Source organism: Rhizobium sp. R711, from assembly GCF_002211365.1.
GTDB lineage: Bacteria > Pseudomonadota > Alphaproteobacteria > Rhizobiales > Rhizobiaceae > Rhizobium.
This window is the reverse complement of sequence record NZ_LOKZ01000038.1, coordinates 133,719-160,149: the sequence shown is the minus strand read 5'-3', so window position 1 is coordinate 160,149 and position 26,431 is coordinate 133,719. Positions and strand designations below refer to the sequence as shown.

Genomic DNA, 26,431 nt, shown 5'->3' with positions numbered 1-26,431 from the left:
GGAACCACCAACCCTGATGACCGTTGAACCGCTACCAGACTTAACGCAGTCAAACCTGCCTGGAGCTTACCAACCGCTTCGAATCATCATTTAAAATCAGTGTATAATGGGCTAGCCGACACGCCAGCCCCTTGGCGCCGTTTTAGGGAACGGCACTGTGGAAAGCTTTTCGGATTTCCATTCAGAAGGAGGGTTTAAATGACTCTGCCCATTGATCTTTTTGGCAGTGTCCACAGGTGGATAACGACACCCGGTTTTTAGGTCGCGGCCGCGGCGTGTCTCATAAAGGTCACACCACGGCCTGTGTCACAACGGGAATTACTTGCCCTTAGCCGCAAGCTTGGCTTCAAGGGCGGCGATACGGGCAAGCAGCGCATCATTTTCATCCCGCGCCTTGATGGCCATTTCGCGCACAACCTCGAACTCTTCGCGCTTGACGATATCGAGCGTATTCAGCCAGCGCTCGGCCTGCGCATTGAAGGCTGTCTCGATTTCCTTGCGCACACCCTGGGCAGCGCCGGCCGCATCCGTCATCAGCTTGGCGAACTCGTCCATGATGCGGTTTGCTCCAGTCGTCATGGCGGTTTTCTCCCTTTGCTATAGACCGGTTAGGGCCACTTCGGCCCCTCAAGAATGAGGTAGGCCTTCGCCACCAAGGATGCAAGCGGTTTGCTCTGGATAAGCCTTCCGGCCGCCACCCGATCGCCAACAATCGACTTGACCACCTTTGATCCCAGCGCCATCTTCCGCCCACACCGAGCTTGGCGCGCCTTTAGAAAGTCGCAAAGGACGCCTTGAACTGAAGCGCGTTGACGTCCGATCGAATACTCCATGGGACTCACGCCAGCGAATGGGAAAACCTTGCCGACAGTAGCCAATCTTATGGCGATCATGCCGTTCCCCGAGATCGACCCGATCGCCTTTTCGCTCGGCCCACTCTCAATTCACTGGTACGGACTGGCCTATGTCGCCGGCATCATGCTCGGCTGGTACTATGCGCGCCAGCTCGCCGGAAACGACAAACTGTGGCCGGCTGACGCTTCCCCGATTACCAAGGTGCAACTCGACGATTTCATCATCTGGGTCGCGCTCGGCATCGTTCTCGGCGGGCGCATCGGATACATCCTCTTCTACGATCTACCGTCGGTTATCGAGAGCCCGATTCGGGCGATCCAGATATGGAACGGCGGCATGTCGTTCCACGGCGGATTGACGGGCACTACCATCGCGATGATCATCTTCGCCCGTCGCAACAGCGTACCGATCTGGAGCCTCTTCGATATCGTCTCGGCGGTCGTCCCGATCGGCCTATTCTGCGGCCGTATCGCCAACTTCATCAATGGTGAGCTTTGGGGCCGTTTGACCGATGTGCCGTGGGGCATGGTCTTCTGCAACCAATATATCGAGCGGGCCAACGGCTACTGCCCCGGCGGCGACTTTGTTCGCCACCCCAGCCAACTCTACGAGGCAGGCCTCGAGGGCATCGTGCTGCTTCTGGTTCTGGCAGCGCTGATTTTTGGTTTCCGTGCCCTGAAGACCCCCGGCTTTGTCACCGGCGTCTTCGTTTGCGGCTATGCACTATCCCGCATTTTCGTTGAATTCTTCCGCGAACCGGATGCCCAGCTGGGTTACCTGCTGGGCACCAATTGGCTCACCATGGGCATGGTGCTTTCCACGCCGATGGTACTGCTTGGAATCTGGGCCATGCTTCGCGCTCGCCGTCAGGCCGCGCTTCAGCAATGACCGGAGCTGGACAGGGGGGAGATACATGAGCACCGCGCTTGGTGAGAAGATCAAGGCTATCATTCAGGCGAACGGCCCGATCAGCGTCACGGACTTTTTCTCGCTGTGCCTCGCCGATCCTGAATATGGTTACTACAAGACCCGCGAACCCTTCGGAAGCTCAGGCGACTTCGTGACCGCACCGGAGGTGAGCCAGCTTTTTGGCGAGATGATCGGCGTCTTCATCGTCCATGCCTGGCAGCGACACGGAACGCCCACCGGTGTCCGTCTTGTCGAAATCGGCCCCGGTCGCGGCACGATGATGTCGGATATGCTGCGCGTCATTGCCCGGATCGCGCCACCACTTTTCGAAGACATGACAGTGCACCTCGTCGAGACAAGCGGGCGCCTGCGCGACATCCAGCAGGAGACGCTGGCGTCCGACGGCCACAAGGTCAGTTGGCATCAGGGTTTCGATGAGATCCCACCGGGATTTTCGCTCGTCGCTGCGAACGAGTTGTTCGATGCGATTCCGATCCGTCAGTTCGTGAGGACGCCGGCGGGCTTCCGTGAACGAATGGTCGGTATCGACGCCGCGGGCGACCTGACGTTCGGTGTCGGCGTGGCAGGGATCGATTCCAGCCTCCTCCCCTGGCCGGAAGCGGACGTGCTCCCAGGAACCGTGTTTGAAGTCTCGCCGGCACGCCAGTCGGTGATGCTCGCCATCTGCGACCGGCTGAAAGAACATGGCGGGACGGCTGTCGCCATCGACTACGGGCACCTCGTGAGCGGCTATGGCGACACGCTGCAGGCGGTGCGCATGCATGAGTATGATCCGCCGCTGGCCCATCCCGGCGAAGCGGACCTGACGAGCCATGTCGATTTCCAGGCATTGGCGCAGACCGCGACTTCGGCCGGTGTCTACGTCAACGGCATGCTCCACCAGGGCGATTTTCTCGTCGGCCTCGGCATTCTCGACCGCGCCGCCGCGCTTGGCCGGGATCGCGAAGCACATACGCGGCAAATTATCCAGACGGCAGTCGACCGGCTGGCGGGCGAAGGTGAAGGCCGTATGGGCGAACTCTTCAAGGTGCTGGCGGTCTCACACCCCGCCGTGGATTTGATGCCTTTCCGTTCAGTGGATTGACAGCGCGAGCACCGCTGGGCCAACATCCGCCGCAGTCGACCAGGCTTCGCCATCAGTAATGACGCCCAGGCAATTCAAGCAATCTCGGAAGTTTTAATGACGCAAGCAGCATCTCCGGCACCGATCCAAAGCGCGCTGCTGAAAGAGGCAACCGGTGACGCGATTCTCCACGGCTATTTCACCCGGCAGGGCGGCGTATCGGATGGCATCTATCGCGGCTTGAACGTCGGCCTTGGCTCGAATGACGAGCGCGAGAAGGTTCAGGAGAACCGCCGCCGCGTGGCAAGCTGGTTCGAGTTGCCTGTCGAGCGCCTTGCTACCGTACACCAGGTCCACTCCCCCGATGTGGTCATTGTCGACAAGGACTATGACGGCTCCCGCCCCGCAGCCGATGCGATGGTGACCGCAACTCCGCGCATAGCGCTTGGCGTGCTGGCCGCCGATTGTGGACCAATTCTCTTCGCCGATTCGGAAAACGGTGTCATCGGCGCCGCTCACGCCGGGTGGAAAGGCGCTCTTACCGGCGTGCTGGAAAATACGATCGACGCGATGGTCCGACTAGGCGCAAAGCGCGAGGCAATCGTAGCCTGCCTCGGCCCATCGATCAGCCAGGCAAGCTACGAGGTCGGCCCGGAATTCGTTGAACGCTTCGTCGCACAGGATCCATCTTACGGGCGCTACTTCGTACCCTCCGGAAAGCCGGGGCACGCGATGTTTGACCTGCCGGCCCTGACGGTCGATCGGCTGCGCGCCGCCGGTATCCGCGCAGAGAGCTTAGGCCTCTGCACTTATCCCGACACCGAGCGTTTCTTCTCTTATCGCCGGACCACACATAACAAGGAGCCGGATTACGGTCGGCAGATTTCTGCAATTGCAATCAGGGAGATTTAAGAGGCATGGCCCTGCACTTCGACAGACCCGAATTCGCCGTCCGCCTCGCACGTCTGACAGACAAGATGCGCGAAGAGAAGCTGGATGCCCTGCTGCTCTTTGCCCAGGAAAGCATGTACTGGCTGACCGGCTATGACACATTCGGCTACTGCTTCTTCCAGACACTTGTCGTCAAGGCCGATGGAACGATGGCGCTGATCACGCGTTCCGCCGACCTGCGCCAGGCCAAGCACACCTCCATCCTGGAAAATGTCCAAATCTGGGTCGACCGCGTCAATGCCGACCCGACCGTCGACCTCCGGAACCTGCTCGTCGAGATGGACCTGCTCGGCGCCAGGATCGGCGTCGAGTATGATACCCACGGCATGACGGGCCGCATCGCCCGGATGCTCGATGCGCAGTTGACGTCCTTCGGCCAGATCGTCGACGCATCCTATCTCGTTAGCCACCTGAGGCTGATCAAGAGCCCGGCCGAGGTCGCATATGTCGAACGCGCCGCGGTGTTGGCTGACGATGCGCTGGATGCGGCACTCGCGCTGACCACGCCGGGCGCAGATGAATCTGACATTCTGGCCGCCATGCAGGGTGCTGTATTTGCGGGTGGCGGCGACTACCCCGCCAACGAGTTCATCATCGGCTCCGCCGAGGATGCCCTCCTCTGCCGCTACAAGGCCGGCCGCCGCAAACTCGACCCGAACGATCAGTTGACGCTCGAATGGGCGGGCGCCTACGCCCACTACCATGCGGCAATGATGCGAACCATCGTCATCGGCGAACCGAGCTATCGCCACCGCGAACTCTACAACGCCTGCTTCGAAACGATCCAGGCGATCGAAACGGTCCTGAGGCCGGGCCACAGCTTCGGCGACGTGTTCGATATGCATGCGAAGATCATGGACGAGCGCGGCCTGTCCCGCCATCGTCTCAATGCCTGCGGCTACTCGCTGGGCGCCCGTTTCTCGCCATCCTGGATGGAGCATCAGATGTTCCATGTCGGCAATCCGCAGCCGATCGAGCCGAACATGTCGCTCTTCGTGCACATGATCATCATGGATTCCGACACTGGAACAGCGATGACCCTCGGACAAACCTATCTGACGACCGACGACGCGCCACGCGTGCTTTCCCGGCACTCTCTGGACTTCATCAACGTCTAGAGCGGCATGCTGAAGAGTGTGAGCGGTCTTCAGCTGAGATCCCGCTCTATTCATTAGACGCAAACCATTGCGAGCAAGAATCCGGAATTGACACAGACCGGCGCCGGCCTTCATAAAGTGCACGGGGCCGGCACTGGGAAGGATGTAACGAGGGATGACGCGAGTTGCGACTGCGCCAATGCTCCTTGCCTGCGTTGCCCTGACCGCCTGTAACACCACCGACGCCTTGGTCCCCCTAGTCGACATCGGTAATTCTTCCACAAACATGCGCTCGTCGCCGGTAACGCAGGGCGACGTTGAGCGCATGGCGGGAACCGCCCCCCGCCAGCAGGCCTTTACCACCGAACAGCGGTCGAACGGATATCATCCTGCCTACAATCAGACGGGCTATCGGCAGGGTTCCGGCGCACCGCCGACCACGATGGACGCCCAGGCTTTGGCGCTGGAAAACGACGCCCGCCCGCCCGCGGCGGCCGCGCCGATCAAGGCTCAGACGCTGTCGGAGCCGATATCCAACGCCCAGGCCGAGGAAGAGGACATGGTGGAAGCGCCTGCTCGTGAGCCGCCGCGGCAGCAGACCCAGACGGCGACGCTGAACACCAGCGCATCGTCACGCAGCACGACCGTCCGCTTCCTGCCGATCATCGGTGCACCGGTCCAAGCCGTCACACCGCTTTCGCGCCAACTCGGAGCCGAGGCGCGGTCACATGGGTTTTCCATCAAGAGTTCGAATGACAGCTCCAGCGCCTACATTCTGAAAGGATACCTCTCCGCCTTTTCCGACAGCGGTAAGGTGACCGTGGTCTACGTTTGGGACGTTCTCGACGGAGCAGGCGCACGCCTGCACCGCATTCAGGGACAGGAGAGCGTGCCCTCGGAAGCGCAGGACCCTTGGGCTGGCGTTCCGGCTTCGGTCATGCAGCAAATCGCCTCTAAAACCATCACCGAATTCTCGTCGTGGCGTGATGCTCGCGGAGGTTAAGCCACAAGCTTTTTAGAAATATGAGCCGAGATGACGCCTTAGGCCTTGCATTCAGGAGCAAGCTGGCTAAAAAGCGCGGCTATCAGCAGGAAATAGGCGGACCAAGATGAAGGTTTTCGCAGGCAATTCGAACCGGCATCTCGCCGAAGCGATCTGCAGCTATCTCAATGTGCCCTTGGGCAAAGCCAGCGTCAGAAGATTTGCCGACCAGGAAATCTTCGTCGAAATCCAGGAAAACGTCCGTGGCGAGGACGTGTTCGTCGTTCAGTCGACGTCCTTCCCGACGAACGATCACCTCATGGAATTGCTTATCATGATCGATGCGATGCGCCGCTCGTCCGCACGCCGCATCACCGCCGTCCTTCCCTATTTCGGCTATGCTCGTCAGGATCGCCGTGCCTCCGGGCGTACGCCGATCTCGGCCAAGCTTGTCGCGAACCTGATCACGGAAGCCGGCGCCGATCGCGTGCTGACCCTCGATTTGCACGCAGGACAGATTCAGGGCTTCTTCGATATCCCGACGGATAACCTCTACGCCATCCCGGTCCTGACCCGCGATATCAAGGCCAACTACGACATCAGCAACGTCATGGTCGTTTCACCGGATGTCGGCGGCGTCGTTCGCGCGCGCGCGCTCGCCAAACGCCTCGACTGTCTGCTGGCGATCGTGGACAAGCGCCGTGACCGTCCGGGTGAATCCGAAGTCATGAACATCATCGGCGAAGTTGAAGGCAAGGATTGCCTGCTGATCGACGACATCGTCGATTCCGGCGGCACGCTCTGCAACGCCGCCGACGCGCTGCTTGCCCAGGGCGCCGCGAGCGTCACCGCCTATATTACCCACGGGGTTCTTTCAGGCGGTGCGGTTACCCGCATCACCTCCTCGAAGCTGCGCGAACTCGTTATCACCGACTCCATCCAGCCGACGACCGCTGTCCAGTCGGCCCACAACATCCGTGTCGTAAGCACGGCGAGCCTGATGGGTGAAGCGATCAACCGGACCAGCCAGGAAGAATCGGTTTCCAGCCTGTTCGACTGACGCGTCACGAAATTCTCAACGACCGCAGAGGTTTGATCTTCCCCGGAAATGCAACTTGCGCTAGGATTTGAAAAGAAATCCACGTGGGGGAAGAATAATGACGCTCGCCGGATTCCTGTCGCTGCGAAAGTTCGCCCTATTGGCACTCATGCCGCTTCTTTCCGCCTGCGTCGACGTCGGGCCTAGTTATTCGCGTCCGCCGCCTCGCCCACCATCGCATCCGTCGCCTCTCCCGCCGAGGCCGCAGATGTGCACCATGGAATACGCTCCGGTTTGCGGCCAGCGTGGGGCGCGTGTCCAGACCTTCTCCAATGCGTGCGAGGCCCGCGCAGCCAACTTCACCGTCATCGGCCGCGGCCAGTGCCGCCGACAGCCCGGCATAACAATCCGCCCGCAGCCTCCCGCACCGCCGCGACCCGGTGGTATCTGCACGCGCGAATACCGGCCGGTATGCGGCCAGCGTGGTCAGCAGATGCGGACCTTCCCGAATGCCTGCGAAGCTGGCAACAGCGGCTTCCGCATCATCGCCCAAGGTCAATGCCGCCGCTGATTTCAGCAGCGGCTGACCAAATCGATTCAAGCAGCCGCATTACGCAGCCATATGGGATGCGGCTGACATAACCTCCTGGGGTGCTGGCACTCCGAACATGTGCCGTCCCTCATCTGGGACTTCGGTAAAGCACCAGCGAACGACGCCGTCGCGGTCGAGCAGGAATTCGCCGACCAGTTGCCCCTCACCCGTTGCAATCATGCGCTTGTCGTCGTCGGTGAATTCATAGCCGTCAGCCTTGTCGAGATAGTCGACAGCTGCCATCGGAGCCATCGGCTCAGGCAGGTCAGGCAGGTCGACGCGCATCGCGGTGAGTGTGTCGAGGCTCACCTTGTAAGGCCATGCCGTTTCTGATTGCGTGAACTCGATGTTCGGAAGCCCGAAGGCTCGATGCGATATTCGGTCGGGATCAGATGCAGCCAAGACGTTTGGCAGGGGGTGATAACGGAAATAAAGGCGCGCCCGGTCGATGGGCGTATTGACGATCGTCAGGCTCTCGATGCCTTTCTGCTGGAGATCGCCGGCAAGGCTTGCCATCGCAGCGATCTGCCGCCGGCAAAACGGACAGTGGAGCCCGCGAAACAGGCCGACCAGCACAGGCTTCTGCCCTCGGAAGTCATCGATCGAAATTTTGCCCTGACGCGTGATTGCATCGAGAACGACGTTTGGCGCACGATCGCCGGGCTGCAGTGGTCTTTCGCTTTGACTTTCGGGCATGACACCCTCCCTCGCTTGCGCATCGGCGGAAGGCCGAGCAGAAGAAAAAAATAGCGAAAACTCAGTACTTTACCTGCCGGCACTGAATCAATCCAGGAAGGGCAGCACGACGAGTGCGTCGGGATCCAGCCCATGCCTGACGCAAACGTCTTGGGCGAGTGAAAAGTATCGCTCGGCCTCGGCCATGTCGTCCTTTTCAAGGTTCAACGTCGCGAGCCCATCATAGCACGGAAAGAGGAGCTGCGGTTCGCCGATTTCACGCGCGAGCTGAAGCGCTTCCTCATAATAGTTCCACGCGAGGTCCGGTTTGCCATGACATTGATGGATCTGTCCGAGCACGATGAGCGGCACCGCCAAGTGATCGCGCTGGTCCAGCGCCCGATCGATCTCGATCGCTCTCTCCGCCGCCGGGACTCCCTCCTTGGCACAATTGTCCGTGAAGGTGCAGCAGGCGACAGCGAGATTGGCAAAAAGACGAGCCTGAAAGCCGAGATCGGAAATCCGCGTGGCGACCTCCAGGCCTTGGCGGCACACATCGATGGCGCGTGCCGGATCGACGATCGTGTAGAGCACTCCAAGATTGGAATAGGCGCGGCAGGCAGCGCTCAGCAATCCGGCCGCCTCGGCCACCTCCAGGCTTCGCTCGACCTCGTGTACCGCTTCGCGATGCCGCCCCAACCGTGCCAGTGCTACGCCCTTCGTATTCAGCGCTTCCGCGCGCACCTGCGCGGACTCAGACGCAGCGGAACCTGCCTCGTCGATCGCCGCTGTATCGAGGCAGGATAGCGCATCATCGGCCCAGCGTGCCGCCGCGCTTTGATCGCCCATTCGGAAGGCAAGATGCCCACGCTCCTGAAGAAGATGGGCAAGCTCGATCGGCGCATTGCTCTCGCCGAGCAGCGAAGCTGCCTGGGCATAGTCGGCATCGGCAAGATCCCTTCTGCCGGCGGCGAGATTGAGACGGCCAAGCTTTCGAAGGATTCGTGCCGCACCGGGCCGATCGCCGACCCTCCTTAAGGTCGCCAATACGCGCCCATAGTGTTCACGTGCCATGTCCCGCTCTCCCGCCGGCCCGCATAGATCGGCGAACCGCTCAGAAAGGGCAAGCAATTGCGAACTGGCCTGCGGATTTTCCGAAATCGCCACGAGCGCTTCGCGGTAGAGACGCATCGCATCGTCATTGGCGTAGGTCTTGCGGGCCAAATCGCCCGCAGCCATGAGATATTGCACACCCTCGCTCGTCTCACCCGCCCGGCAGTAGTGACGGCCGAGCTGTGCAATGTCCTCAAGCCGATCTGGTATTCCATGATGCATCCGCTTGATCGCCGCGCCGATGCGTGCGTGCAACTGCTTGCGACGCTGTAGCAAGAGATTGCCATAGATGGCATCGTGCAATAGCTGTTGCGGAAAGCGATAGGAGGTCGCCTTGGTCGCAGCAGCGCCGGGCATCTCCTCCACGATCTCCGCCTGGCAGAGATAGTCTAACCCATGCTCAACGCGCGCAGCGTCCGATGCGACAGCGCGAAGCAGCGCGGGATCGAAGCGTGGGCCGATGACGGCAGCTTCCTGCGCCAAGCGCTTGATTTCGGGCGGCAAACGGTCAACGCGCGCAAGCAGCATCGCCTGTAGGCTCATCGGTATCTCGGTCCCCATTTCAGCGCCCGCGACACGCCAAGCTCCACCATCGGAACGCAGCACGCCTGTCTCGATCAAGGCACGAACGATCTCCTCGATGAAAAGAGGATTGCCGCCCGCGCGTGCGAGAATGCGAGAACGCGTCTTTGCAGGCACAGAGCTGTCCCTGCCGAATAACTGGGCCAGCAGCGCCTCGCCGTCCTGAACCGAGAGCGGCGCGAGTCGCATGAGTGTGTGGTTGATCCGGCTTGACTCCAGGCCCTCGCCCTCCGCAACCGACCGCCCTGTCGTCAGCATCATCAGGCGCGTTCGCTCCAGCCTGTCCAACACGAAACGAAGCGCCTCGATCGACGCCGCGTCCGCCCAGTGAAGATCCTCCACGACAAGCAGCAGCGGGCTGAGCGACAGGCGTCGCTCGAAGAGGGTGCGCGTGGCGTAAAAGATCTGCCGCCGAAGTTGCTCCGGCTCGACATGGCGCAGCGCTCCGTCGGGATCGCCTAGGCCAAGGACGTAGGATAAAAGCGGCGTCAGACCGGCGACCTCGGCCTCGCTAAAACCAAGATCGATCAATCCTGATACCAGCAGTTCCGCAGTCCGGGCTGCCGTTTCCCGCTCGGCTATTCCATAAGCGCTGCGCAGAACGGATGCGAGTGTACCGTATGACTGCTCGCCAAGCGGCGAACAGACAGCGCGGCGCACGACAACGTCACGAAATCGCTCTCCCTCAGAGACCGTCTTCAGGAACTCCCCGACCAGCCTTGACTTGCCGATGCCGGCCTCGCCGATGAGCTGGACGAGTTGCGCACTTCCGCCACAGGCAAGATCGAGGCAATCGGACATTCGCGACAACTCCGCGTCACGCCCGATGAGTTCGGCGTGTAGTCCGAGGCTCTCCAGTCCGCGCGCCGCATGGGGTGTCTCCATCCGCCCGAGGAGACGATGCACCTGCACATTGCCCGTCTTCCCTCGAAGCGTCAGCGAGCCGAGATTTTCGAACGCGAATGCATGCTGCGTCAGGCGCCAGGTTACCGGCCCGACGAGAATCTCACCGGGCCCTGCCATGGTTTGCAGTCGCTGGGCCGTGTTCACCGTGTCGCCGGTCACTGAATAGGAACGCGCCGCCGCCGCCCCGAAGCCACCGCTGACCACCGGTCCGGTATTGATGCCGACATGCAGCTGCAGCGGATCGCCACCGGCCAGATCCAGCCACTTGGCGCCAAGACGTTCGGCGCCCGCGATCATGTCGAGCGCTGCGCAAAGCGCACGATCGGGATCATCCTCATGTGCCGTCGGCGCACCGAACAACGCAAGCAGCGCGTCGCCGACGAACTTGTCGACAAAGCCGCCGTAGGCTTCTACCGCGCGCGTCAACTCTTCGAACAGCTCGTTCTGCAGGGAGCGCATCAGTTCGGGGTCGGTTCTCTCACTGAGAGCGGTAAAACCACAGAGGTCAGCAAATAGAACAGTCAGGGGACGTCGGTCGGCCACATCGTCCAGTGGCGACGGAGACGTGACCGGCTGCGGCGCCTCAGCTGGAGCGGCAGAGCTCTCGGCCCGACTAAGGGCATTTCCACACTTCGGGCAAAACGCGAAATCGGGCTGGCAAGCCGCTCCGCAGGACGCGCACACAACAGGTTGTCTTGCGCCGCACTTGGGACAGAACGCAAAACTGCTTTCGATCGCAAAACCACAGGCGGCACAATTCATCGGGCCTGCCTCTCGGAAGCGTATCGCCCCCACTTGAGCAAACGCTTAGAAAGACAGCATGAACCTGCCGGGGGCGCCCTGCAAGAGCCCCGCACCTAGAGTTGCGACAGGCTCAGTCCGCACCCTTGATGACCTGGCCGTTGATTGTGACGGATCCGTTCCGAGCAACGCTGATATCCCAGCGCTGGCGCCCATCTGGATCGGTCTTTGCAAAGCCCTTCGCCATCATCAGGCTGAACGAAACTTGATTGAGATCGGCGTTGGTCTTCGCAAGCTCCTGAACGGCAGCGACGGTCTTGTCCAGATCCCGCGCCAGAACGGTGACATCCATGGAATAATCCTTGGACGTGTCGATCCGCCCGCGGATCTTGCCAGAAATCTCGGCATCATACACGCTCGACACCGCGCTGATCTTCGGGAAGTCCATCACCAGTTCACCGCCCTTGAAGAGCCGCTCGGCCGCTTTCTTGCCGCTGTCCTCCGATGCGGCGCCGCCGGTGAAGTCAACTTTGAGAAACTCGTCGCCGAAGGCCGCGAAATCCATATCGGCAATGGCGAACTTCAGCTGGAATTCCTGCGGCACGAACGCCGAGTAGGCCGCAGGAACGATGGGGCTCGCGAAGCTGATCTCTTCCGCCGTCACACCGACTCCGAACCGCGTGGCGTTGGTCGGACCGTCGAGCGTGACCTCGTAACCGACGTTCTTCGCACCGCCGTTCCCTGCAGCGCTCGACACTGTCAAGTTGTTGAAGCCAATCGTTTCGTTGAAGCTCGTGAGCAACGGGAAAGCATCGCGAAGCATCGCCTTCAACTTGTCGCTGTCCGCCGTGGCAAGCTTCTTTTCGTCCGCGTGGTCGATCGCGAACATGATGATGTCGCGAACTTTGTTTGCAGGCAGGCCGTTCACCGCCGCCGCGAAGTCAAATGCGTCAGCGCGAACTTCGACCGGCGGCACCTCTCGGCTGCTGATCTTCTCGAGGAACCCTGTAGCGGAACCGCTGGTGGCAAAGTTCGTTGTGCCAGCCGCGGCCCCCTCCGATGACGTCACCTTGTACTTCATGCCGTCAAAGCTGGCGTTAACCTCCTCGGTTTCGGTCTTCGACGAAAAGTTCACGGCCTTCGTGGAGAAATCACCTGAGCGGAAATAGCTGATCGCCGGGTCGAAAATACCGCTGAACACGAAGGCATCGATAGCGTAGGTAAAATCCGTTTTCGCCTGTCCCGGCGCCTTGAAGTTGCCGGAAACATTGAGGGAGTTGTTCCCCTCCACGCTCCATAGACCGGTGTCTAGCGGTGTCGCGAACATCGACCACGGCGTCAAGCCGGTGATCGCCAGACTGCCCGGATCGACTTTCTTCAGGAGCTTCGCAAGATCGTAGATAATCTTGTAGCGAGTCCCTGCCGGATTGACGGTCACGAAGCCTTCTTTCGCGACGCTCCTCGGCAGCAGCTTCGTCAGGCTCTCTTCAACTTTCTTTGCCCCTGCCTGGTTGACGTCGGCCGCATAGGCCGCGGATGCCAGACCGATTGCGATCGTGCTCGTTGCCGCAATGAGATTGAGCCGCATAACCTGAATTCCTCCGCCATCTGCGTTTTGCGAGCATGTGAGGTTTCCGGGCGGCGGATGTCAAGCTGTGTTGCAGGGCCACGGTCAGGCCGCGGCGTCGGTTTTCACCGCAACTGACGAGCGATCCGCGTTCTCGACTACAGCTGTTGCGTCGGCATTGACGAAGGCCTCGATGTCGGGACGTGGCACCGGCCTTCCGAAAAGGAAGCCTTGCACCTGCAGGCAACCTTCGCGGCGAAGGAAATCGACATGCTCCTCCCGCTCCACGCCCTCGGCGAGAACCGGAATATCAAGGCTCTGCGCAAGAATGAGCGTCGAGCGAACGATCGCAGCCGACTGCTTGTTGGTGACGACGCCATCGACGAAGGCACGATCGATCTTGATCTTATCGAACGGGAAACTCTGGAGTGTCGACAGCGAGGAATATCCGGTGCCGTAGTCGTCCATTGCAACCTTGACGCCCAGCGCCTTCAGCCGCCGGATGGCATTCAGCGCGTGCCCGTGGTCGGCAATAATACCGGATTCCGTGATCTCGAGCTCGAGCCGCGGCGCTGCCAGACCAGTTTCCATCAGGATCTGCTGTACGATCTGCGGCAGGCGGCTATCGGCGAGTTGCTGGGCTGCCACGTTAACGGCGATGTTCAATGGTTTCTTCCAGCTGGCAGCTTCCACGCATGCGCTACGCAGGACCCATTCGCCAAGCTCCATGATGAAGCCCGTCTTTTCAGCGATCGGGATGAATTCGGCCGGCGAGATGTAACCACGCGTCGGGTGCTTCCAGCGCAGCAACACCTCGAAGCCCAACACCTCCCGTGTCATGGTATCGTTCTGCTGCTGATAGAACAGCTCAAATTCGCCTTTCTTCAGCCCTTCGCGCATCTCGATCGCCAGAGCATTTCGTTCGCGCGCTGCCTCGTCCATCGAAGGATCATAGAAGCAAATGCTATTGCCCGCCGTTGTCTTGGCGCGGTACATGGCGACATCGGCCTGCGAAAGCAGGTCATCAACGCTTCGTGCCCTGTCTGGGAAGCTGGAAACGCCGATGCTGGACCCGACGCTGAGCGACTGGCCGTTCCACTCCACCGGCCGTTCGATCTCGTCGAGCAGGCGTTGTGCTACGCTTCTGGCCTCTGAACGACCAGCGTGATCGCGCATCACGACCACGAATTCGTCACCACCAACCCGGGCGGCAAACTGTCCCTTCTGCATGACTTTCGCCAACCGCTCGCCGATTGCCCGCAGCACGGCGTCGCCGGCGGCATGGCCGTGCACGTCGTTGATTTCCTTGAAGCGATCGAGATCGAAGCAAAGGACGGCGATGTTCCAGCCGATTTCACGAGTGCTCTTGGTCGCTGTAGCGAGATGCTCGTTCAGCGCCGACCGGTTCGCCAGGTTCGTCAATGGATCATGAAGGGAGAGATGGCGGTAGCGGGCGACAGCTGCTTCCGTCGACTGCATGTCGATGATGTAGGTGGACGCACCAAGAAGCAGGATGATGATCATCACCGCGCCGACAAGGCTGGTCATCACGCCCACGGAGAGAATTTCACGCGGAACGGCGATTGCCGCATCCGGCACGATCGTCATACCCGCCATTCCGAGGAAATGCGTCGAAACGATCGCAAGGATCAGCGGCAAAGCCGCCCCGACCGGGCTGAAGGGCGCCGTCGGGCGCGCAACTCGGCTCGCCATGAGGGCGCCGAAACCGGCAGCTGCAATCAGCGAGGTAACAACATAGGCACTATTCCATTGAACATCGCCAGCCACCTTGTAGCCGGCAATGCCGACATAGTGCATGGCCGCTACGCCAAGGCCGACGATTGCGCCACCGGCCTCGACCAGCGCATCCTGGCTACGCATCGACGCGACCGCAAAGCCGATCATCGAGGAGGCGACGCCGATGAAAAGCGACAGCAGCGTCAAATCCGGCTCATAACCGCTGAGCGTCGGCGCATTGAAGCCAAGCATGGCAATGAAATGGGTTGTCCAAATCGTCGCGCCGCCGACGAAGGCCGACAGGAAAAGCCAATTGAATCTCTGCAGTCCCTGCGTGCGCCGAACCCGCGAGAAGAGCCGAACGGTAAGCAGCGAGCCAAGCAGGCAGATCACGGTTGCGAAGATCAGATGCGGCCAGCTATGTTCGGCAACAATGCAGGTAAGAAGACGAGGCATCGGAGGGACCAGGTTGCGTTTTGGCCTTCATAGCAACGCCGATATTTTGTATTACTTAATCTCGCGGGAAATCCAGCTATATGGTTAAGCTTTCGCGATCCGCTTCAACCTCCGGAATCGTTCGAGCGACACCGCTCGCCGACTGCTTGTTTGGAACGTGGCCCTTTATCGATGACAGGCACCAGCTTGCCTTTCCGTCACATCTATACTATAGCGCACGCGTCCGCGCAGACACCCTTGGAGGCAACGCGGATGAGGATGGGGTAACCCGCCTCCAGTTCCGCGGCAAGCATAAGCCTGCGCGGGGCTCTCCAAATAACCTCGGAAGGAAAAGTCATGAGCCACGAAAGCTACGAGCTCAAGGCCGAGGCGCGCGAACGGGTTGGTAAGGGGTCCGCCCGTGAACTTCGCCGCAACGGTTTGATTCCCGCTGTCATCTATGGTGACAAGCAGGCCCCCATTTCTATCGCTCTCAGCACCAATGAGGTGACGAAGCGCATTCACGCAGGTGGCTTCATGACCACCATCGCGACCATCGAAGTCGACGGCACGAAGTACAAGGTTCTGCCGAAGGACTATCAGCTCGATCCGGTCCGCGACTTCACGATGCACGTGGACTTCCTGCGCGTTTCCGGCAACACCCAGGTTACCGTTGAAATCCCGGTTCACTTCGTCAACGAAGAGAAGTCCCAGGGCCTCAAGGCTGGCGGCGTTCTGAACATCGTTCGTCACGAAATCGAAGTTCATTGCCCGGCCGATGCAATCCCGGAATTCTTCAACATTGACCTCAGCGGCAAGAAGATCGGCGACAGCATCCATATCTCCGACCTCACCCTGCCGAAGGGTGTAGCGCCGGTTATCGCCGACCGCGACTTCACGATCGCAACGATCATCGCCCCGGCCGGCGGCGTTGACGAGACGGTTGCGGAAGAAGGCGAAGCAGAAGCCTGATCGCTTCCATAATTTGTAAAGCATAGGGCCCGCTTTCTTGCGAAAGCGGGCCCTTTTCGTTGGCGGTAGGAAGCCCGTTTCAGCAACATTTAATACATTTCGTGAAACCATGCCGGTACGTTTTTGAAGACCCACGGGCGTAGAAAATCGTGGATGCAAAGTGCGGCTGGGAGCAAACGGAACAATGAACAATTCCGTTGAAAATCGTTTTTTGGCAATTATTTGCGGAGCATTGCTGCTCTTCGTCGCCCCACTGTTCGTCCTTTTTCTTTTTCTTTCCTCTGAGCGCGCAGACAAGGAAATACGTGACCACATCTCGGTTCTTCTTGTCGCCAATTCTCAGGCACTCGCAAAGCCGCTCTGGGACCTTGACGACGACAGCGTGACCCAGATCAGCGCGACGATCGTTTCGCAGGGCGCCATCGTCAAGGTTCAGGTCCGCGACCAGTCGGGGCAGCTCGACGTCACACAGTCGACTATACCGAAGTCGTTTAACGGCAGCCTCGTCCAGGTGTCGCGCGCGATCATATACAACACCATCGACGGCCCGAAAAATCTGGGCACCATTTCCGTGTTCTATCCGGCCCTCGGTCTCTTCTCCGGCCTCAAGCACGAAGAAGTCGTCTTCATGTCGATCTTCATCTTCGCGGTGCTTGCCGTATTCAGCGCTGCCTTGATCGGCAATCGTATCTTCATCATCCGGCCGCTGATGCGCTTGACGGCCGCGGTCGAGGCCACGCGCCAACTCGGATCGCGGCAACACGTGAACTGGCAGTCTAACGACGAGATGGGCCGCCTCGCCCGTGGCTTCAACGAGATGCAGTCGAAGCTCGAAAGCGAGGAACGCGAATTGAAGCTCGCGCATCGCCGTGCCGTCGACATCTACGACCTGACCCCCGCCATGCTCTTCTCCCTTGACGAGGACGATCGCATTACCGCCGTCAGCGACTACTGGCTCGTCGCGACCGGCTACGACCGACCGCACGTGATCGGCCGCCGGTTCGCCGACCTCGTCACTACAGATACGCGCGAAGCCTTCCTCAAGCGCAAGAACGATCTCGAGGGCGGCCCCGCAGTCGATGTCACGGTCAAGTTCATCTGCGCCGACGGTAACATTATGGATGTGCTCATTCTGGAATCGACGGCGGCGACCGCGGGTTATGATCGGCTCTCACTGTCGGTTATGACCGATGTCACCGAGCTCAAAGCCTCCGAGGCCCGCAACCACCAGCAGGCCATCAGGGACCATCTGACCGGCCTGCTGAACCGTCAGGGGTTCGAGTCAGTGCTCGACACCAAAATTCAGGAGGCGGATGCGGCAGGCCAGGAACTCGCCTGCCTGTTCATCGATCTCGATCGCTTCAAATGGATCAACGACAATCTCGGCCATGCCGAGGGCGACAGGGCCCTTCGGGAGTTTGTCGACCGGTTGAAGATGCACCTGGCACCATCCGATCAAGCGGCCCGCCTGGGCGGCGACGAATTCGCGATCCTTCTCCCGGCAAAGGATGCCACCCGCCGGGCAAGCGCGATGGCCGAGCAGATTGCCTCCATCTTCATCGAGCCGTTCGGTCCGGACCTGCATATGAGCGCCAGCGTCGGTATCGCCATTTACCCGCTCCATGCCGCGAATGCATCCGAGCTGCTGCAGAAATCCGACATGGCCATGTACGCAAAGAAGCGTGACGGCAAGAACGGTGCGCAGCTCTTCGACAACAGCATGATGGACCGTACTCGGGCCCGCGCCGAAATCGAGACCTATATCGAGGCCGGCCTCGCCGAGGACTGGTTCGACGCCTACCTGCAGCCGATCGTCAACCTGAACGGCCGCGGCATCGCGGGTTTCGAGGCCCTGATGCGCCTCAACCATCCGCAAAAGGGCTTGATGGCACCGGCGGAAATCATCCATGTCGCCGAGGAAACGGCGAAGATTATTCGAGTCGGCAACGTCATCATGGAGAAGGCGATCGCCCATCTTGCCGCCATTTCCAGGTTACCGGGAATGCAGGACAGCTATCTCGCCATCAACTTCTCTCCCTTGCAGTTCGAAGACGCCCTGCCCGCGCGTCTGGCCGCACTGCTTGGCCGCCACGGCATTCGCCCTCAACGCATCGTCGTGGAGATCACCGAGGCGGTGCTGATGCATAACAATCCGCAAATCCACACTGTTGTCACCGAGATGCGCCGTTTCGGCTGCAGAATTGCCCTCGATGACTTCGGTACCGGCTATTCCTCACTGAGCTATCTCAATCGCTTTCCGGTCGACATCATCAAGGTCGACCAGTCGTTCACCCAGTCGATCAACGACACAAATGATGATGTCCGCGAAAAGAGCCGCACGCTGGTGGAAAGCATCACGACGCTATCCCACAAGATGGGCTGCACTGTCATCGCCGAAGGCATCGAGACCGAGGATGAATGCCAGACGCTTCACGAAATGGGCCTCGACTTCGGCCAAGGATATCTGTTCCACCGCCCACAGCATGCCACGGCTTTGATCGAGCGTTTGTCCGCAGCGGAACAGCCTATCGCGCGGGCTTCTTGAACACGGGGAAGAAGGTCAACGCGATGAAGAGACTGCTGCTTTCCATTCTGTTGGGTCTCGCTGCCTCGACCCATGCCATTGCAGCCGCCGTCACACTCGCGACGGAGGAATACCCTCCCTTCAGCTACCGCGACGGGAAAGCAATCAAAGGCGCCTCGGTCGAGCAAGTCGAAAAGGTGATGAAGGACGCCGGCATTGAATACAAAATCGAGATGATGCCTTGGGCGCGAGCCTACGCCCTCGCCCAAAACACGCCTTTGGGCTGCGTCTTCACGACCGCGCACAATGCGAAACGCGATCCGATGTTCAAATGGGTCGAACCGCTACTGGTCGATCGCAACATCCTCATTACCAAGACGGGCTCCGGCGTGACAGCCAAGGATCTCGAGGAAGCCAAGAAATACACGGTCGGTACCCAGCGCGAAGACTACACCGAGATGACGCTGAAGGAGAACGGCTTCACCAAGCTCGACATCGCCACCGACTTCAACGCCACACTGCGCAAGCTACTGAACGGTCGCATCGACATGATGCCGATCTCCGAGATCTACTTCGGCAAGCTCAAGGCGGAACAGCCCTTGGAGATGGTTACGATACTCTCCACCCAGCCGATGGGGATAGCCTGCGAGAAGAACTTCCCAAGCGATCTGCTGACCAAGATGCAAGCCGCACTGGACAAGCTAATTGCCGATGGCACGCAGAAGGCCATCTTCACCAAATATGGCCTAAGCTCCGCGGACTGATTTTTCCGCGGCAGCGGCCACTTCGTCTTGACTTTGACGCCGTTTCGCGATGGTGAACGGAAAAAGCACATTGCAAGGAATGAACGAGCCATGCTGATCATCGCGGGTCTCGGTAATCCCGGCGGCAAATACGCCGGAAACCGCCACAACATCGGCTTCATGGCCGTCGATGCCATTTACCGTCGCCATAGTTTTTCGCCTTGGTCGAAGAAGTTCAAGGCTGAGATCGCCGAGGGCGAGATAGCAGGCGAGAAGGTGCTGCTCATCAAGCCCCAGACCTACATGAACCTCTCGGGCGAAGCCGTCGGCGAGGCCATGCGTTTTTACAAACTGCAGCCCGCCGACCTCGTTGCGATCTATGACGAACTCGACTTGCCCTCCGGTAAGGCCCGCCTCAAGACAGGTGGCGGCCACGGCGGCCACAACGGCATCAAGTCGCTGGACGCTCATTGCGGCAAGGAATATCGCCGGCTGCGACTCGGCATCGGTCACCCCGGCGTCAAGGAACTCGTGCAGCATCACGTTCTCAGCGACTTCGCAAAGGCCGACCAGGCCTGGCTTGAACCGCTGCTGGATGCGCTTGCCGACAATGCCGACATGCTGGTCCGCAAGGAAGATTCCCAGCTGATGAACAAGCTGGCCCTTGCGCTCGGCGGCAATGTCGAAGAGGAGAAGCCGAAGCCGGAGAAGAAGGCGGCGGCAAAGTCCCATATCCACCAGGCCCGCAATCACAATCAGCCAAAGCTGCCTGCAACTGGGCCAATGGCTGAAATGCTGAAGAAAATGTTCGGCAACAAGGGCGATTGAACCATGTCTGCCGGCGAACTCGTCATCCGCGCCGCCGAGATTGGCGATCTGCCGGGCGTGCTTGCCCTTTACCATGAGCTCAACCCAACTGATCCGGTCATGGACCGCGCGTTTGCCGAAGAACGGTTTGAAGCGATCCTCGCACAGCCTGGCATGACGATTTTCCTCGGCGTGGCGGGTCGAGCCCCCGCGTCGTCGGTGACGCTGGTCATCGTCCCCAATCTGACCCGGCATGGCGCGTCTTATGCACTGATCGAGAACGTTGTTACTGCTGCCGATCACCGGCAGCGTGGCTACGGACGGGCCTTGATCCTGCATGCCATCGAAACGGCATGGAAGGCCGGCTGCTACAAGGTGATGCTCCTTACCGGCTCGAAGGATCCGACAACGCTGCGTTTCTACGAGAACTGCGGTTTCAGACAGGACAAGACCGGCTACCAGATCCGACGACCGGCTGACGACTAAGCTCAGAGCAGCCCGAGCCTGAAAAGAAGGAGAATGCTGGGAAGCCTGGTTAGAGATCGCAAGCTATTCCTCCGGCTCCGCCGTCAGCATCAGGGGAAAGCCGGCCTCCTTGGCATAATCCATCGCCTCCTTGACCTTGGTCTCGGCGATATCCTTCGTACAGACCACAACGACGCTCGATCCCATCTTGTGCGCTGTCATCATCACACGATAGCCAACCTCCTCACTCATGCGGAAGACAGCCTTGAGGATCATCACGACGAATTCGCGCGGCGTGTAATCGTCATTGAACAGGATGACCTTATAGAGCTTCGGCCGATCCAGCTTCGGTTTAGACTTTGTCTTCGGTTTAAGGGCAATATCGTTGTCACTCATCGGAAACCCACCGTTGATGACATGAAGAAGCGAGAACAGATCGCCAATATCTATATTGCGCTGCAAAGGCGACCCTTCAACCCTCGCAATGCAAGAGACTTGCGCGAAAAGCTTGACCGCAAGGCGCGTTTTATCCCATAGCCAGCACCAACGAATTCAAGAACAGCAGGTTTCTGGCCATGGGCTTCAAATGCGGTATCGTCGGTCTGCCGAATGTCGGCAAATCGACCCTCTTCAACGCGCTCACAAAGACGGCAGCAGCGCAGGCGGCAAACTATCCCTTCTGCACGATCGAACCGAACACCGGCGAAGTCGCCGTTCCTGATCCCCGCATGCAGAGGCTCGCAGTGGTCGCCGGCTCCAAGGAAATCATCCCGACCCGCATCTCTTTCGTAGATATCGCCGGCCTGGTGCGCGGCGCTTCGAAGGGTGAAGGCCTCGGCAACAAATTCCTCGCCAATATCCGCGAAGTCGATGCAGTCGTGCACGTGCTGCGCTGCTTCGAGGACGACGACATCACGCACGTCGAGGGTCGCATCAATCCGGTCGGCGATGCCGACACGATCGAAACCGAACTGATGCTGGCCGACCTCGAAAGCCTTGAGCGCCGTGTCGAGCAGACGCGCAAGCGCGCCACGGGCAAGGACAAGGATTCGATATCCCAGCTGCCGGTCATGGAAGCCGTGATCAAGCTGCTGAACGAAGGCAAGCCCGCTCGCCTGCTCTTGAAGACTCTGGCGCCGGAAGAAATCGAGATCCTGAAGGGCCTCAACCTCCTGACCTCGCATCCGGTCCTCTATGTCTGCAACGTCGCGGAAGCCGACGCTTCGACCGGCAACGAGCACACCAAGGCAGTCGCCGCCATGGCCGAGAAGCAGGGCGCCGAATGCGTCATCATCTCGGCCGCGATCGAATCCGAAGTGGCCCAACTTCCTGAGGAGGAAGCGGCGGAGTTCCTCTCGGCGCTCGGCCTCGAGGAAGCCGGTCTCGACCGGTTGATCCGAGCCGGTTACCACCTGCTCGACCTGATCACCTATTTCACGGTTGGCCCCAAGGAAACACGCGCCTGGACGATCGTGCGCGGCACCAAGGCGCCGCAGGCGGCTGGCGTGATCCACACCGACTTCGAACGCGGCTTCATCCGCGCCTTCACCATCGGCTACGACGACTACATCAACTTCAAGGGTGAAGTCGGCGCCAAGGAAGCCGGCAAGGGCCGCGACGAAGGTAAGGAATACGTCGTCCAGGACGGCGACGTCATCCACTTCCGCTTCAATACCTGACGCGAACCGAGAAACTGCCGCCCTATGCCGGCGGCAGTTTCGCCTGCATGGCAGCCGGCAGCCTGCCCATGACGAACCGACGGAGCGGCATCCATCCCGTCCCGATCACCAGCACGATCGCGCCAACAGTCAGAAGCGTGATGTAGATGTAGGTATCGACCCGCGCGTCCCCCAGGCGGAAGATTCCGTAGAGCGCAAAGCCCAGCGACAGCAGGCCTGACGTCACGAATGCGCGCCGGTCAATGATAAGGCCGATCAACATGAGCGCGACGACGGTCACAACCACAACCGGCGTACGAAACGATACCGTCTGCAGCGCGGCAAGCGTGCCGCCGCTGAGCCCGGCTAGCGATATGACACTGTAGAGCAAGGCCGGCGCGGCACCGAGATGGAGCCAGAAGGCAACGTCGGAATTGATTGTACGACGAAGCGGGTCGCGCAGATCGAATGTCATCGCCAGTGCGAAAAGACCGACCGCACACGCGATCGCGATAATCGACAAGACGATGGGATGATTGACATCGAAGAGTGGATCGCCGCTCAGCCAGCCAAGCGCACGCAGAATCAATTGCAGCGCGACCACTGCCGCCCCCATGATCGTCAACGCAAGCGCGAGCGGTACGCGATAGAGCAGGTAGAAGAGCCCTAGAACGACTGGAAAGGAAAGGGTGTACTGCAGCGCAACGTTGCCACCTATCGGGATAAAAGAAGGCGAATCTTGCAGCCATTGCGCGCCGACAACTGCCGTCCAGATGGCAAGCGCAATCGTCAGCACGACGGCGGGCAACGCCAGCCTCTGACGTCGAACAAGGATCTCGGCGAGGACGACGATCGCTGGCAGCACGGCATAAACCGAAGCGATACCCCACAAGCCGGCCAACGCTACGACAATGCCGATGGTTATCAACACGTCATGGAAGCCACGCACGAAGCTTGGCGTTTCGGTATCCGAAAAAGGCACCGACCGTGGAGGCGCTTCGGACGACAGTTGATCGACCCTGACGCCGTGCGCGATCAGGAATGGTAGCAGCCGCTCAGCAGCCTGGCGCGGAATGAGACCCTCCCGCTCGGCTTCATCAAGGATCAACTTCAATTCGGGCATGGTCAAATTCTCGCGGGAATCGTTGAGTCGCTTCGAATGCTATTGTAGTCGTTTTGAAACTCCTACGAGGGAAAGAGGAATTTGTCCGATCAGAAACTTACCTTCGAAGATTTCCAGCCGGGGCGACGCTTTGCGCTCGGGCCGCGGTCGGTAACCGCAGCGGAGATCATCGAATTCGCCCGCGAATTTGACCCGCAGCCGATGCATCTGGACGAGGCGGCCGGTCGCGCCAGCATCCTCGGTGGCCTGGCGGCATCCGGCTGGCATACCTCGGCGCTGTTCATGCGCATGATGGCGGAGAGCTTTCTCGTCAATTCGTTCTCCCAAGGCGCGCCCGGCGTGGATTTCATGGAGTGGCGAAAGCCTGTTCTTGCCGGAGATACGCTTGCAGGTCATTCGACGGTCATAGAAACCCGCGCACTGCGCTCTAGGCCCGGCATCGGCATGGTGAAGTTCCGCCATGAAGTTTTAAATCAGAAAGCAGAACTCGTCTGTCGCGCCGAGAACTCGATCATGTTCGTCATGCGTGAAACGCTGGAGAAGACCGCATGATTATGGCGGAACGCTACGCCGCCGGCGAGAAGACCGACATCGGAAGCTATCTATTTACGGCCGAACGGATCATTCACTTTGCCGAGCGCTTCGACCCTCAACCATTTCACTTGGATGCGGAGGCTGCGAAGGCCACGCTCTTTGGTGGACACTGCGCTTCGGGATGGCACACTTGCGCGGCCTGGATGAAAACTTTCATCGCCTACTGGAGCGCCGAGTGCGCGCGCCTTGCAAGCGAGGGAGTGAAACCACCCAAGCTTGGTCCCTCCCCTGGGTTTCAGAAGCTTCAATGGCTGCGCCCGGTCTACGCCGGCGAGGAAGTGACCTACTCTGTCACGTTCCTTGCGAGCCGTCCCCTGGCGTCCCGTCCAGGGTGCCGGCTGAACAGTATTCTGTGCGAGGGGACGATCGCCGACGGCACGCCGGTCATCCGGTTCGAAAGCACCGTCATCGAATTCGAGTAAGCGCTAGCCTTAGAGCCTTTCAGAGTTAAATTGAAGCGTTCTGCCGGAGCAGGTTTTCGTCAGGGCAGAGGCGATTGGCGAAGGGCACACCCCAATGTACGTCTGAGCCGATCGCCTCTGATCCTGGTGGAAAGATGCCCGGCCCTAGCTGGTTCGCAAGCAAACCACCGGGGTTGGCTGAAACGGGCCGCCTGATCGACCGGCCGGCTTGGCCGTAGGAAATGGCTACGACGCGCGCCGACCCGTCGACCATTCGACTCCGTTTGAGCCAACAGAACGCTTTAACCCTGAAAGGCTCTAATGGCCCGCGAACTCCACCAGCGTACGGACGTCGACGCCCAGCTCCTCCAGCTTCTTGCGGCCACCGAGATCCGGCAGGTCGATGACGAAGCAGGCCGAAACGACCTCCGCCCCCATCTGCCGCAAAAGCTGCGTGGCGGCGACCGCCGTGCCTCCGGTCGCGATCAGGTCGTCGACGAGAATGACCTTCTCACCCGGCTGCACCGCATCCCGATGCATCTCCATCTCGTCGACACCGTATTCCAGGCTATAGGCTACCCGCACGGTATCGCGCGGCAGCTTGCCCTTCTTGCGGATCGGTACGAACCCCGCCGAAAGCTGATGCGCGACCGCACCGCCCAGAATGAAGCCCCGAGCTTCGGTTCCGGCAATCTTGTCGATCTTCAACCCGGCATAGGGCTGCACCAGTTCATCGACGGCGCGGCGGAAGGCGCGCGGATTGCCGAGAAGCGTGGTGATGTCGCGGAAAATGATGCCGGGCTTCGGGTAGTCCGGGATGGAGCGGATGCTGGCTGCAAGCTCCGAAATCGTATCGCTCATGGAATGTCCATACTCTGCAGGCTTCAATTCGGCTGCACCCTATCAATTGCCGCAGACGGAACCAACAAAAAAGGCGGCCCCAAGGCCGCCTTTCACTAGACTCTGGAGCGAAGCTCTCAGTGTTCCTTGTTCGCGTAGACCGAACGCTTGGTCAGGTAGATCAATCCCGTGAAGATGGCCAGGAAGACCATGACCATGAAGCCCGTACGCTTGCGCTCTTCAAGGTGCGGTTCAGCGGCCCACATCAGGAAGGATGCAACGTCCTTGGCATACTGGTCGACCGTCGCCGGCGAGCCGTCGTCATATGTTACCTGACCGTCGGAGAGCGGTTTTGGCATGGCCAGTGCGGCAGCATTGGCGAAGTACGGGTTGTAGTGCGTGCCTTCAGCGACCTGAACACCAGCCGGCGGCTGCTGATCGTAGCCGGTCAGCAGCGAATAGATGTAATCAGGACCACCTTCCTGATAGCCGCCGACGAACGGGATCATGTCGATCAGAAACTGCGGGAAACCGCGCTCGATACCGCGCGCCTTCGCGATCAGCGAGAAGTCCGGAGGAGCCGCACCGTTGTTGGCCGCTGCTGCCGCTTCGTGGTTCGGGAACGGCGACGGGAAGTGATCCGACGGAATGGCCTTACGGGTAAACATGTCACCACTTGCGTTCGGACCGTCCTGAACTTCGTAGTTCGCCGCTAAGGCCTTCACCTGAGCGTCGGAGTAGCCAAGATCCCCAAGTGTACGGAAAGCCACAAGGTTCATTGAGTGACAGGCTGCACAAACTTCCGTGTAGACCTTCAGACCGCGCTGCAATTGGCCCTTGTCATAGTGGCCGATGGGACCGGCAAAGGTCCACTCTTCATGCTTTGGATGAAGCAGCGGATAGTGCGGCGTTGCGCCTTCCGCATGATGTGCCGGCTCAGCGCCGTTCGATGATGCGGCTTCCTGGGCGAATGCCGCGCCGCTCAAACCAGCGACGACAGCAAGCGACAGGAGGCTTGTAACAAGCTTTTTCATGTTTC

24 protein-coding genes are annotated in these 26,431 nt (G+C 60.0%); 15 read left to right on the top strand and 9 right to left on the bottom strand.

The features are described 5' to 3' along the window. Window positions 1-318 precede the first annotated feature (318 nt). Window positions 319-579 carry an accessory factor UbiK family protein gene (locus ATY80_RS26900; protein WP_088695340.1) on the bottom strand — a complete coding sequence of 87 codons (261 nt, stop codon included), beginning with the start codon at window positions 577-579 and terminating at the stop codon, window positions 319-321. 282 nt (window positions 580-861) lie between these two features. On the opposite strand from ATY80_RS26900, the gene lgt reads away from it, so the two are divergent. The 7 genes from lgt (at window position 862) to ATY80_RS26865 (ending at window position 7,488) form a co-directional block, all read left to right on the top strand. Next, the gene (gene lgt, locus ATY80_RS26895) at window positions 862-1,743 is read left to right on the top strand and encodes a prolipoprotein diacylglyceryl transferase (RefSeq protein ID WP_189637281.1); all 882 of its coding nucleotides are present in this window, start codon (window positions 862-864) and stop codon (window positions 1,741-1,743) included. 25 nt (window positions 1,744-1,768) lie between these two features. Further along, window positions 1,769-2,869, top strand: a complete 1,101-nt coding sequence (locus tag ATY80_RS26890) for a class I SAM-dependent methyltransferase (protein ID WP_088695338.1) — start codon at window positions 1,769-1,771, stop codon at window positions 2,867-2,869. Between the two features lie 96 nt (window positions 2,870-2,965). Beyond that, window positions 2,966-3,760: a peptidoglycan editing factor PgeF gene (pgeF, locus tag ATY80_RS26885; protein ID WP_088695337.1), complete on the top strand. Its 795-nt coding sequence runs from the start codon at window positions 2,966-2,968 to the stop codon at window positions 3,758-3,760. Window positions 3,761-3,765: 5 nt separating this feature from the next. Further along, window positions 3,766-4,917, top strand: a complete 1,152-nt coding sequence (locus tag ATY80_RS26880) for a Xaa-Pro peptidase family protein (protein WP_088695336.1) — start codon at window positions 3,766-3,768, stop codon at window positions 4,915-4,917. A 154-nt stretch (window positions 4,918-5,071) separates the two neighbouring features. Then, window positions 5,072-5,899, top strand: a complete 828-nt coding sequence (locus ATY80_RS26875; protein WP_088695335.1) for a hypothetical protein — start codon at window positions 5,072-5,074, stop codon at window positions 5,897-5,899. Between the two features lie 106 nt (window positions 5,900-6,005). After that, a complete protein-coding gene (locus ATY80_RS26870) occupies window positions 6,006-6,938 on the top strand; it encodes a ribose-phosphate pyrophosphokinase (RefSeq protein WP_088695334.1) in 933 nt (310 codons plus the stop codon). Window positions 6,939-7,035: 97 nt separating this feature from the next. Further along, window positions 7,036-7,488: a Kazal-type serine protease inhibitor domain-containing protein gene (locus ATY80_RS26865; protein ID WP_088695333.1), complete on the top strand. Its 453-nt coding sequence runs from the start codon at window positions 7,036-7,038 to the stop codon at window positions 7,486-7,488. Window positions 7,489-7,527: 39 nt separating this feature from the next. Here the strand turns inward: ATY80_RS26865 and ATY80_RS26860 are convergent, their stop codons facing one another. From ATY80_RS26860 to ATY80_RS26845, 4 genes are all read right to left on the bottom strand, one after another. Then, a complete protein-coding gene (locus ATY80_RS26860) occupies window positions 7,528-8,205 on the bottom strand; it encodes a peroxiredoxin-like family protein (RefSeq protein WP_088695332.1) in 678 nt (225 codons plus the stop codon). An 87-nt stretch (window positions 8,206-8,292) separates the two neighbouring features. Continuing rightward, a complete protein-coding gene (locus tag ATY80_RS26855) occupies window positions 8,293-11,547 on the bottom strand; it encodes an adenylate/guanylate cyclase domain-containing protein (protein ID WP_088695331.1) in 3,255 nt (1,084 codons plus the stop codon). A gap of 112 nt (window positions 11,548-11,659) precedes the next feature. Next, on the bottom strand, window positions 11,660-13,114 hold the full coding sequence (locus tag ATY80_RS26850; RefSeq protein ID WP_088695330.1) for a hypothetical protein: 1,455 nt from the start codon (window positions 13,112-13,114) through the stop codon (window positions 11,660-11,662). An 84-nt stretch (window positions 13,115-13,198) separates the two neighbouring features. Then, window positions 13,199-15,286 carry an EAL domain-containing protein gene (locus ATY80_RS26845; protein WP_088695329.1) on the bottom strand — a complete coding sequence of 696 codons (2,088 nt, stop codon included), beginning with the start codon at window positions 15,284-15,286 and terminating at the stop codon, window positions 13,199-13,201. 336 nt (window positions 15,287-15,622) lie between these two features. Between ATY80_RS26845 and ATY80_RS26840 the strand changes: the two genes are divergently transcribed. The 5 genes from ATY80_RS26840 (at window position 15,623) to ATY80_RS26820 (ending at window position 20,797) form a co-directional block, all read left to right on the top strand. Beyond that, a complete protein-coding gene (locus ATY80_RS26840) occupies window positions 15,623-16,237 on the top strand; it encodes a 50S ribosomal protein L25/general stress protein Ctc (protein ID WP_088695328.1) in 615 nt (204 codons plus the stop codon). A gap of 184 nt (window positions 16,238-16,421) precedes the next feature. Further along, window positions 16,422-18,782 (top strand): EAL domain-containing protein, encoded by a 2,361-nt coding sequence (locus ATY80_RS26835; protein WP_088695327.1) that lies wholly within the window; start codon window positions 16,422-16,424, stop codon window positions 18,780-18,782. 23 nt (window positions 18,783-18,805) lie between these two features. Further along, on the top strand, window positions 18,806-19,525 hold the full coding sequence (locus ATY80_RS26830) for a transporter substrate-binding domain-containing protein (RefSeq protein ID WP_088695417.1): 720 nt from the start codon (window positions 18,806-18,808) through the stop codon (window positions 19,523-19,525). A gap of 90 nt (window positions 19,526-19,615) precedes the next feature. Continuing rightward, on the top strand, window positions 19,616-20,332 hold the full coding sequence (pth, locus tag ATY80_RS26825; protein ID WP_088695326.1) for an aminoacyl-tRNA hydrolase: 717 nt from the start codon (window positions 19,616-19,618) through the stop codon (window positions 20,330-20,332). Window positions 20,333-20,335: 3 nt separating this feature from the next. Next, complete coding sequence (locus ATY80_RS26820; protein WP_088695325.1) at window positions 20,336-20,797, top strand: GNAT family N-acetyltransferase; 462 nt, start codon at window positions 20,336-20,338, stop codon at window positions 20,795-20,797. Between the two features lie 63 nt (window positions 20,798-20,860). Here the strand turns inward: ATY80_RS26820 and clpS are convergent, their stop codons facing one another. Then, window positions 20,861-21,172 carry an ATP-dependent Clp protease adapter ClpS gene (gene clpS, locus ATY80_RS26815; protein WP_088695416.1) on the bottom strand — a complete coding sequence of 104 codons (312 nt, stop codon included), beginning with the start codon at window positions 21,170-21,172 and terminating at the stop codon, window positions 20,861-20,863. Between the two features lie 179 nt (window positions 21,173-21,351). On the opposite strand from clpS, the gene ychF reads away from it, so the two are divergent. Beyond that, window positions 21,352-22,455, top strand: coding sequence for a redox-regulated ATPase YchF (gene ychF / locus ATY80_RS26810; protein ID WP_088695324.1), 1,104 nt, complete (start codon window positions 21,352-21,354; stop codon window positions 22,453-22,455). Window positions 22,456-22,477: 22 nt separating this feature from the next. Here ychF and ATY80_RS26805 read toward each other — a convergent pair whose 3' ends face one another. Continuing rightward, on the bottom strand, window positions 22,478-23,557 hold the full coding sequence (locus ATY80_RS26805; RefSeq protein WP_088695323.1) for a hypothetical protein: 1,080 nt from the start codon (window positions 23,555-23,557) through the stop codon (window positions 22,478-22,480). A gap of 81 nt (window positions 23,558-23,638) precedes the next feature. Between ATY80_RS26805 and ATY80_RS26800 the strand changes: the two genes are divergently transcribed. Beyond that, the gene (locus ATY80_RS26800) at window positions 23,639-24,109 is read left to right on the top strand and encodes a MaoC family dehydratase (protein WP_088695322.1); all 471 of its coding nucleotides are present in this window, start codon (window positions 23,639-23,641) and stop codon (window positions 24,107-24,109) included. Then, window positions 24,106-24,573, top strand: a complete 468-nt coding sequence (locus tag ATY80_RS26795; protein WP_088695321.1) for a MaoC family dehydratase — start codon at window positions 24,106-24,108, stop codon at window positions 24,571-24,573. Before ATY80_RS26800 ends, ATY80_RS26795 begins: the two co-directional genes overlap by 4 nt. Before the next feature lie 297 nt (window positions 24,574-24,870). Here ATY80_RS26795 and ATY80_RS26785 read toward each other — a convergent pair whose 3' ends face one another. Next, window positions 24,871-25,413 (bottom strand): adenine phosphoribosyltransferase, encoded by a 543-nt coding sequence (locus tag ATY80_RS26785; protein ID WP_088695319.1) that lies wholly within the window; start codon window positions 25,411-25,413, stop codon window positions 24,871-24,873. Between the two features lie 116 nt (window positions 25,414-25,529). Then, window positions 25,530-26,426, bottom strand: a complete 897-nt coding sequence (locus ATY80_RS26780) for a cytochrome c1 (protein WP_088695318.1) — start codon at window positions 26,424-26,426, stop codon at window positions 25,530-25,532. Window positions 26,427-26,431: the final 5 nt, after the last annotated feature.

Bases quoted from the DNA above. Each gene is read 5' to 3' on its own strand.
- ATY80_RS26785 (WP_088695319.1), bottom strand. From the start codon at position 25,413: ATGAGCGATACGATTTCGGAGCTTGCAGCCAGCATCCGCTCCATCCCG.
- ATY80_RS26795 (WP_088695321.1), top strand. From the start codon at position 24,106: ATGATTATGGCGGAACGCTACGCCGCCGGCGAGAAGACCGACATCGGA.
- ATY80_RS26870 (WP_088695334.1), top strand. From the start codon at position 6,006: ATGAAGGTTTTCGCAGGCAATTCGAACCGGCATCTCGCCGAAGCGATC.
- ATY80_RS26850 (WP_088695330.1), bottom strand. From the start codon at position 13,114: ATGCGGCTCAATCTCATTGCGGCAACGAGCACGATCGCAATCGGTCTG.
- ATY80_RS26875 (WP_088695335.1), top strand. From the start codon at position 5,072: ATGACGCGAGTTGCGACTGCGCCAATGCTCCTTGCCTGCGTTGCCCTG.
- ATY80_RS26780 (WP_088695318.1), bottom strand. From the start codon at position 26,426: ATGAAAAAGCTTGTTACAAGCCTCCTGTCGCTTGCTGTCGTCGCTGGT.
- ATY80_RS26820 (WP_088695325.1), top strand. From the start codon at position 20,336: ATGTCTGCCGGCGAACTCGTCATCCGCGCCGCCGAGATTGGCGATCTG.
- ATY80_RS26890 (WP_088695338.1), top strand. From the start codon at position 1,769: ATGAGCACCGCGCTTGGTGAGAAGATCAAGGCTATCATTCAGGCGAAC.
- ychF (WP_088695324.1), top strand. From the start codon at position 21,352: ATGGGCTTCAAATGCGGTATCGTCGGTCTGCCGAATGTCGGCAAATCG.
- ATY80_RS26860 (WP_088695332.1), bottom strand. From the start codon at position 8,205: ATGCCCGAAAGTCAAAGCGAAAGACCACTGCAGCCCGGCGATCGTGCG.
- clpS (WP_088695416.1), bottom strand. From the start codon at position 21,172: ATGAGTGACAACGATATTGCCCTTAAACCGAAGACAAAGTCTAAACCG.
- ATY80_RS26880 (WP_088695336.1), top strand. From the start codon at position 3,766: ATGGCCCTGCACTTCGACAGACCCGAATTCGCCGTCCGCCTCGCACGT.
- ATY80_RS26840 (WP_088695328.1), top strand. From the start codon at position 15,623: ATGAGCCACGAAAGCTACGAGCTCAAGGCCGAGGCGCGCGAACGGGTT.
- ATY80_RS26805 (WP_088695323.1), bottom strand. From the start codon at position 23,557: ATGCCCGAATTGAAGTTGATCCTTGATGAAGCCGAGCGGGAGGGTCTC.
- ATY80_RS26855 (WP_088695331.1), bottom strand. From the start codon at position 11,547: ATGAATTGTGCCGCCTGTGGTTTTGCGATCGAAAGCAGTTTTGCGTTC.
- ATY80_RS26865 (WP_088695333.1), top strand. From the start codon at position 7,036: ATGACGCTCGCCGGATTCCTGTCGCTGCGAAAGTTCGCCCTATTGGCA.
- ATY80_RS26900 (WP_088695340.1), bottom strand. From the start codon at position 579: ATGACGACTGGAGCAAACCGCATCATGGACGAGTTCGCCAAGCTGATG.
- pgeF (WP_088695337.1), top strand. From the start codon at position 2,966: ATGACGCAAGCAGCATCTCCGGCACCGATCCAAAGCGCGCTGCTGAAA.
- ATY80_RS26835 (WP_088695327.1), top strand. From the start codon at position 16,422: ATGAACAATTCCGTTGAAAATCGTTTTTTGGCAATTATTTGCGGAGCA.
- pth (WP_088695326.1), top strand. From the start codon at position 19,616: ATGCTGATCATCGCGGGTCTCGGTAATCCCGGCGGCAAATACGCCGGA.
- ATY80_RS26845 (WP_088695329.1), bottom strand. From the start codon at position 15,286: ATGCCTCGTCTTCTTACCTGCATTGTTGCCGAACATAGCTGGCCGCAT.
- ATY80_RS26830 (WP_088695417.1), top strand. From the start codon at position 18,806: ATGAAGAGACTGCTGCTTTCCATTCTGTTGGGTCTCGCTGCCTCGACC.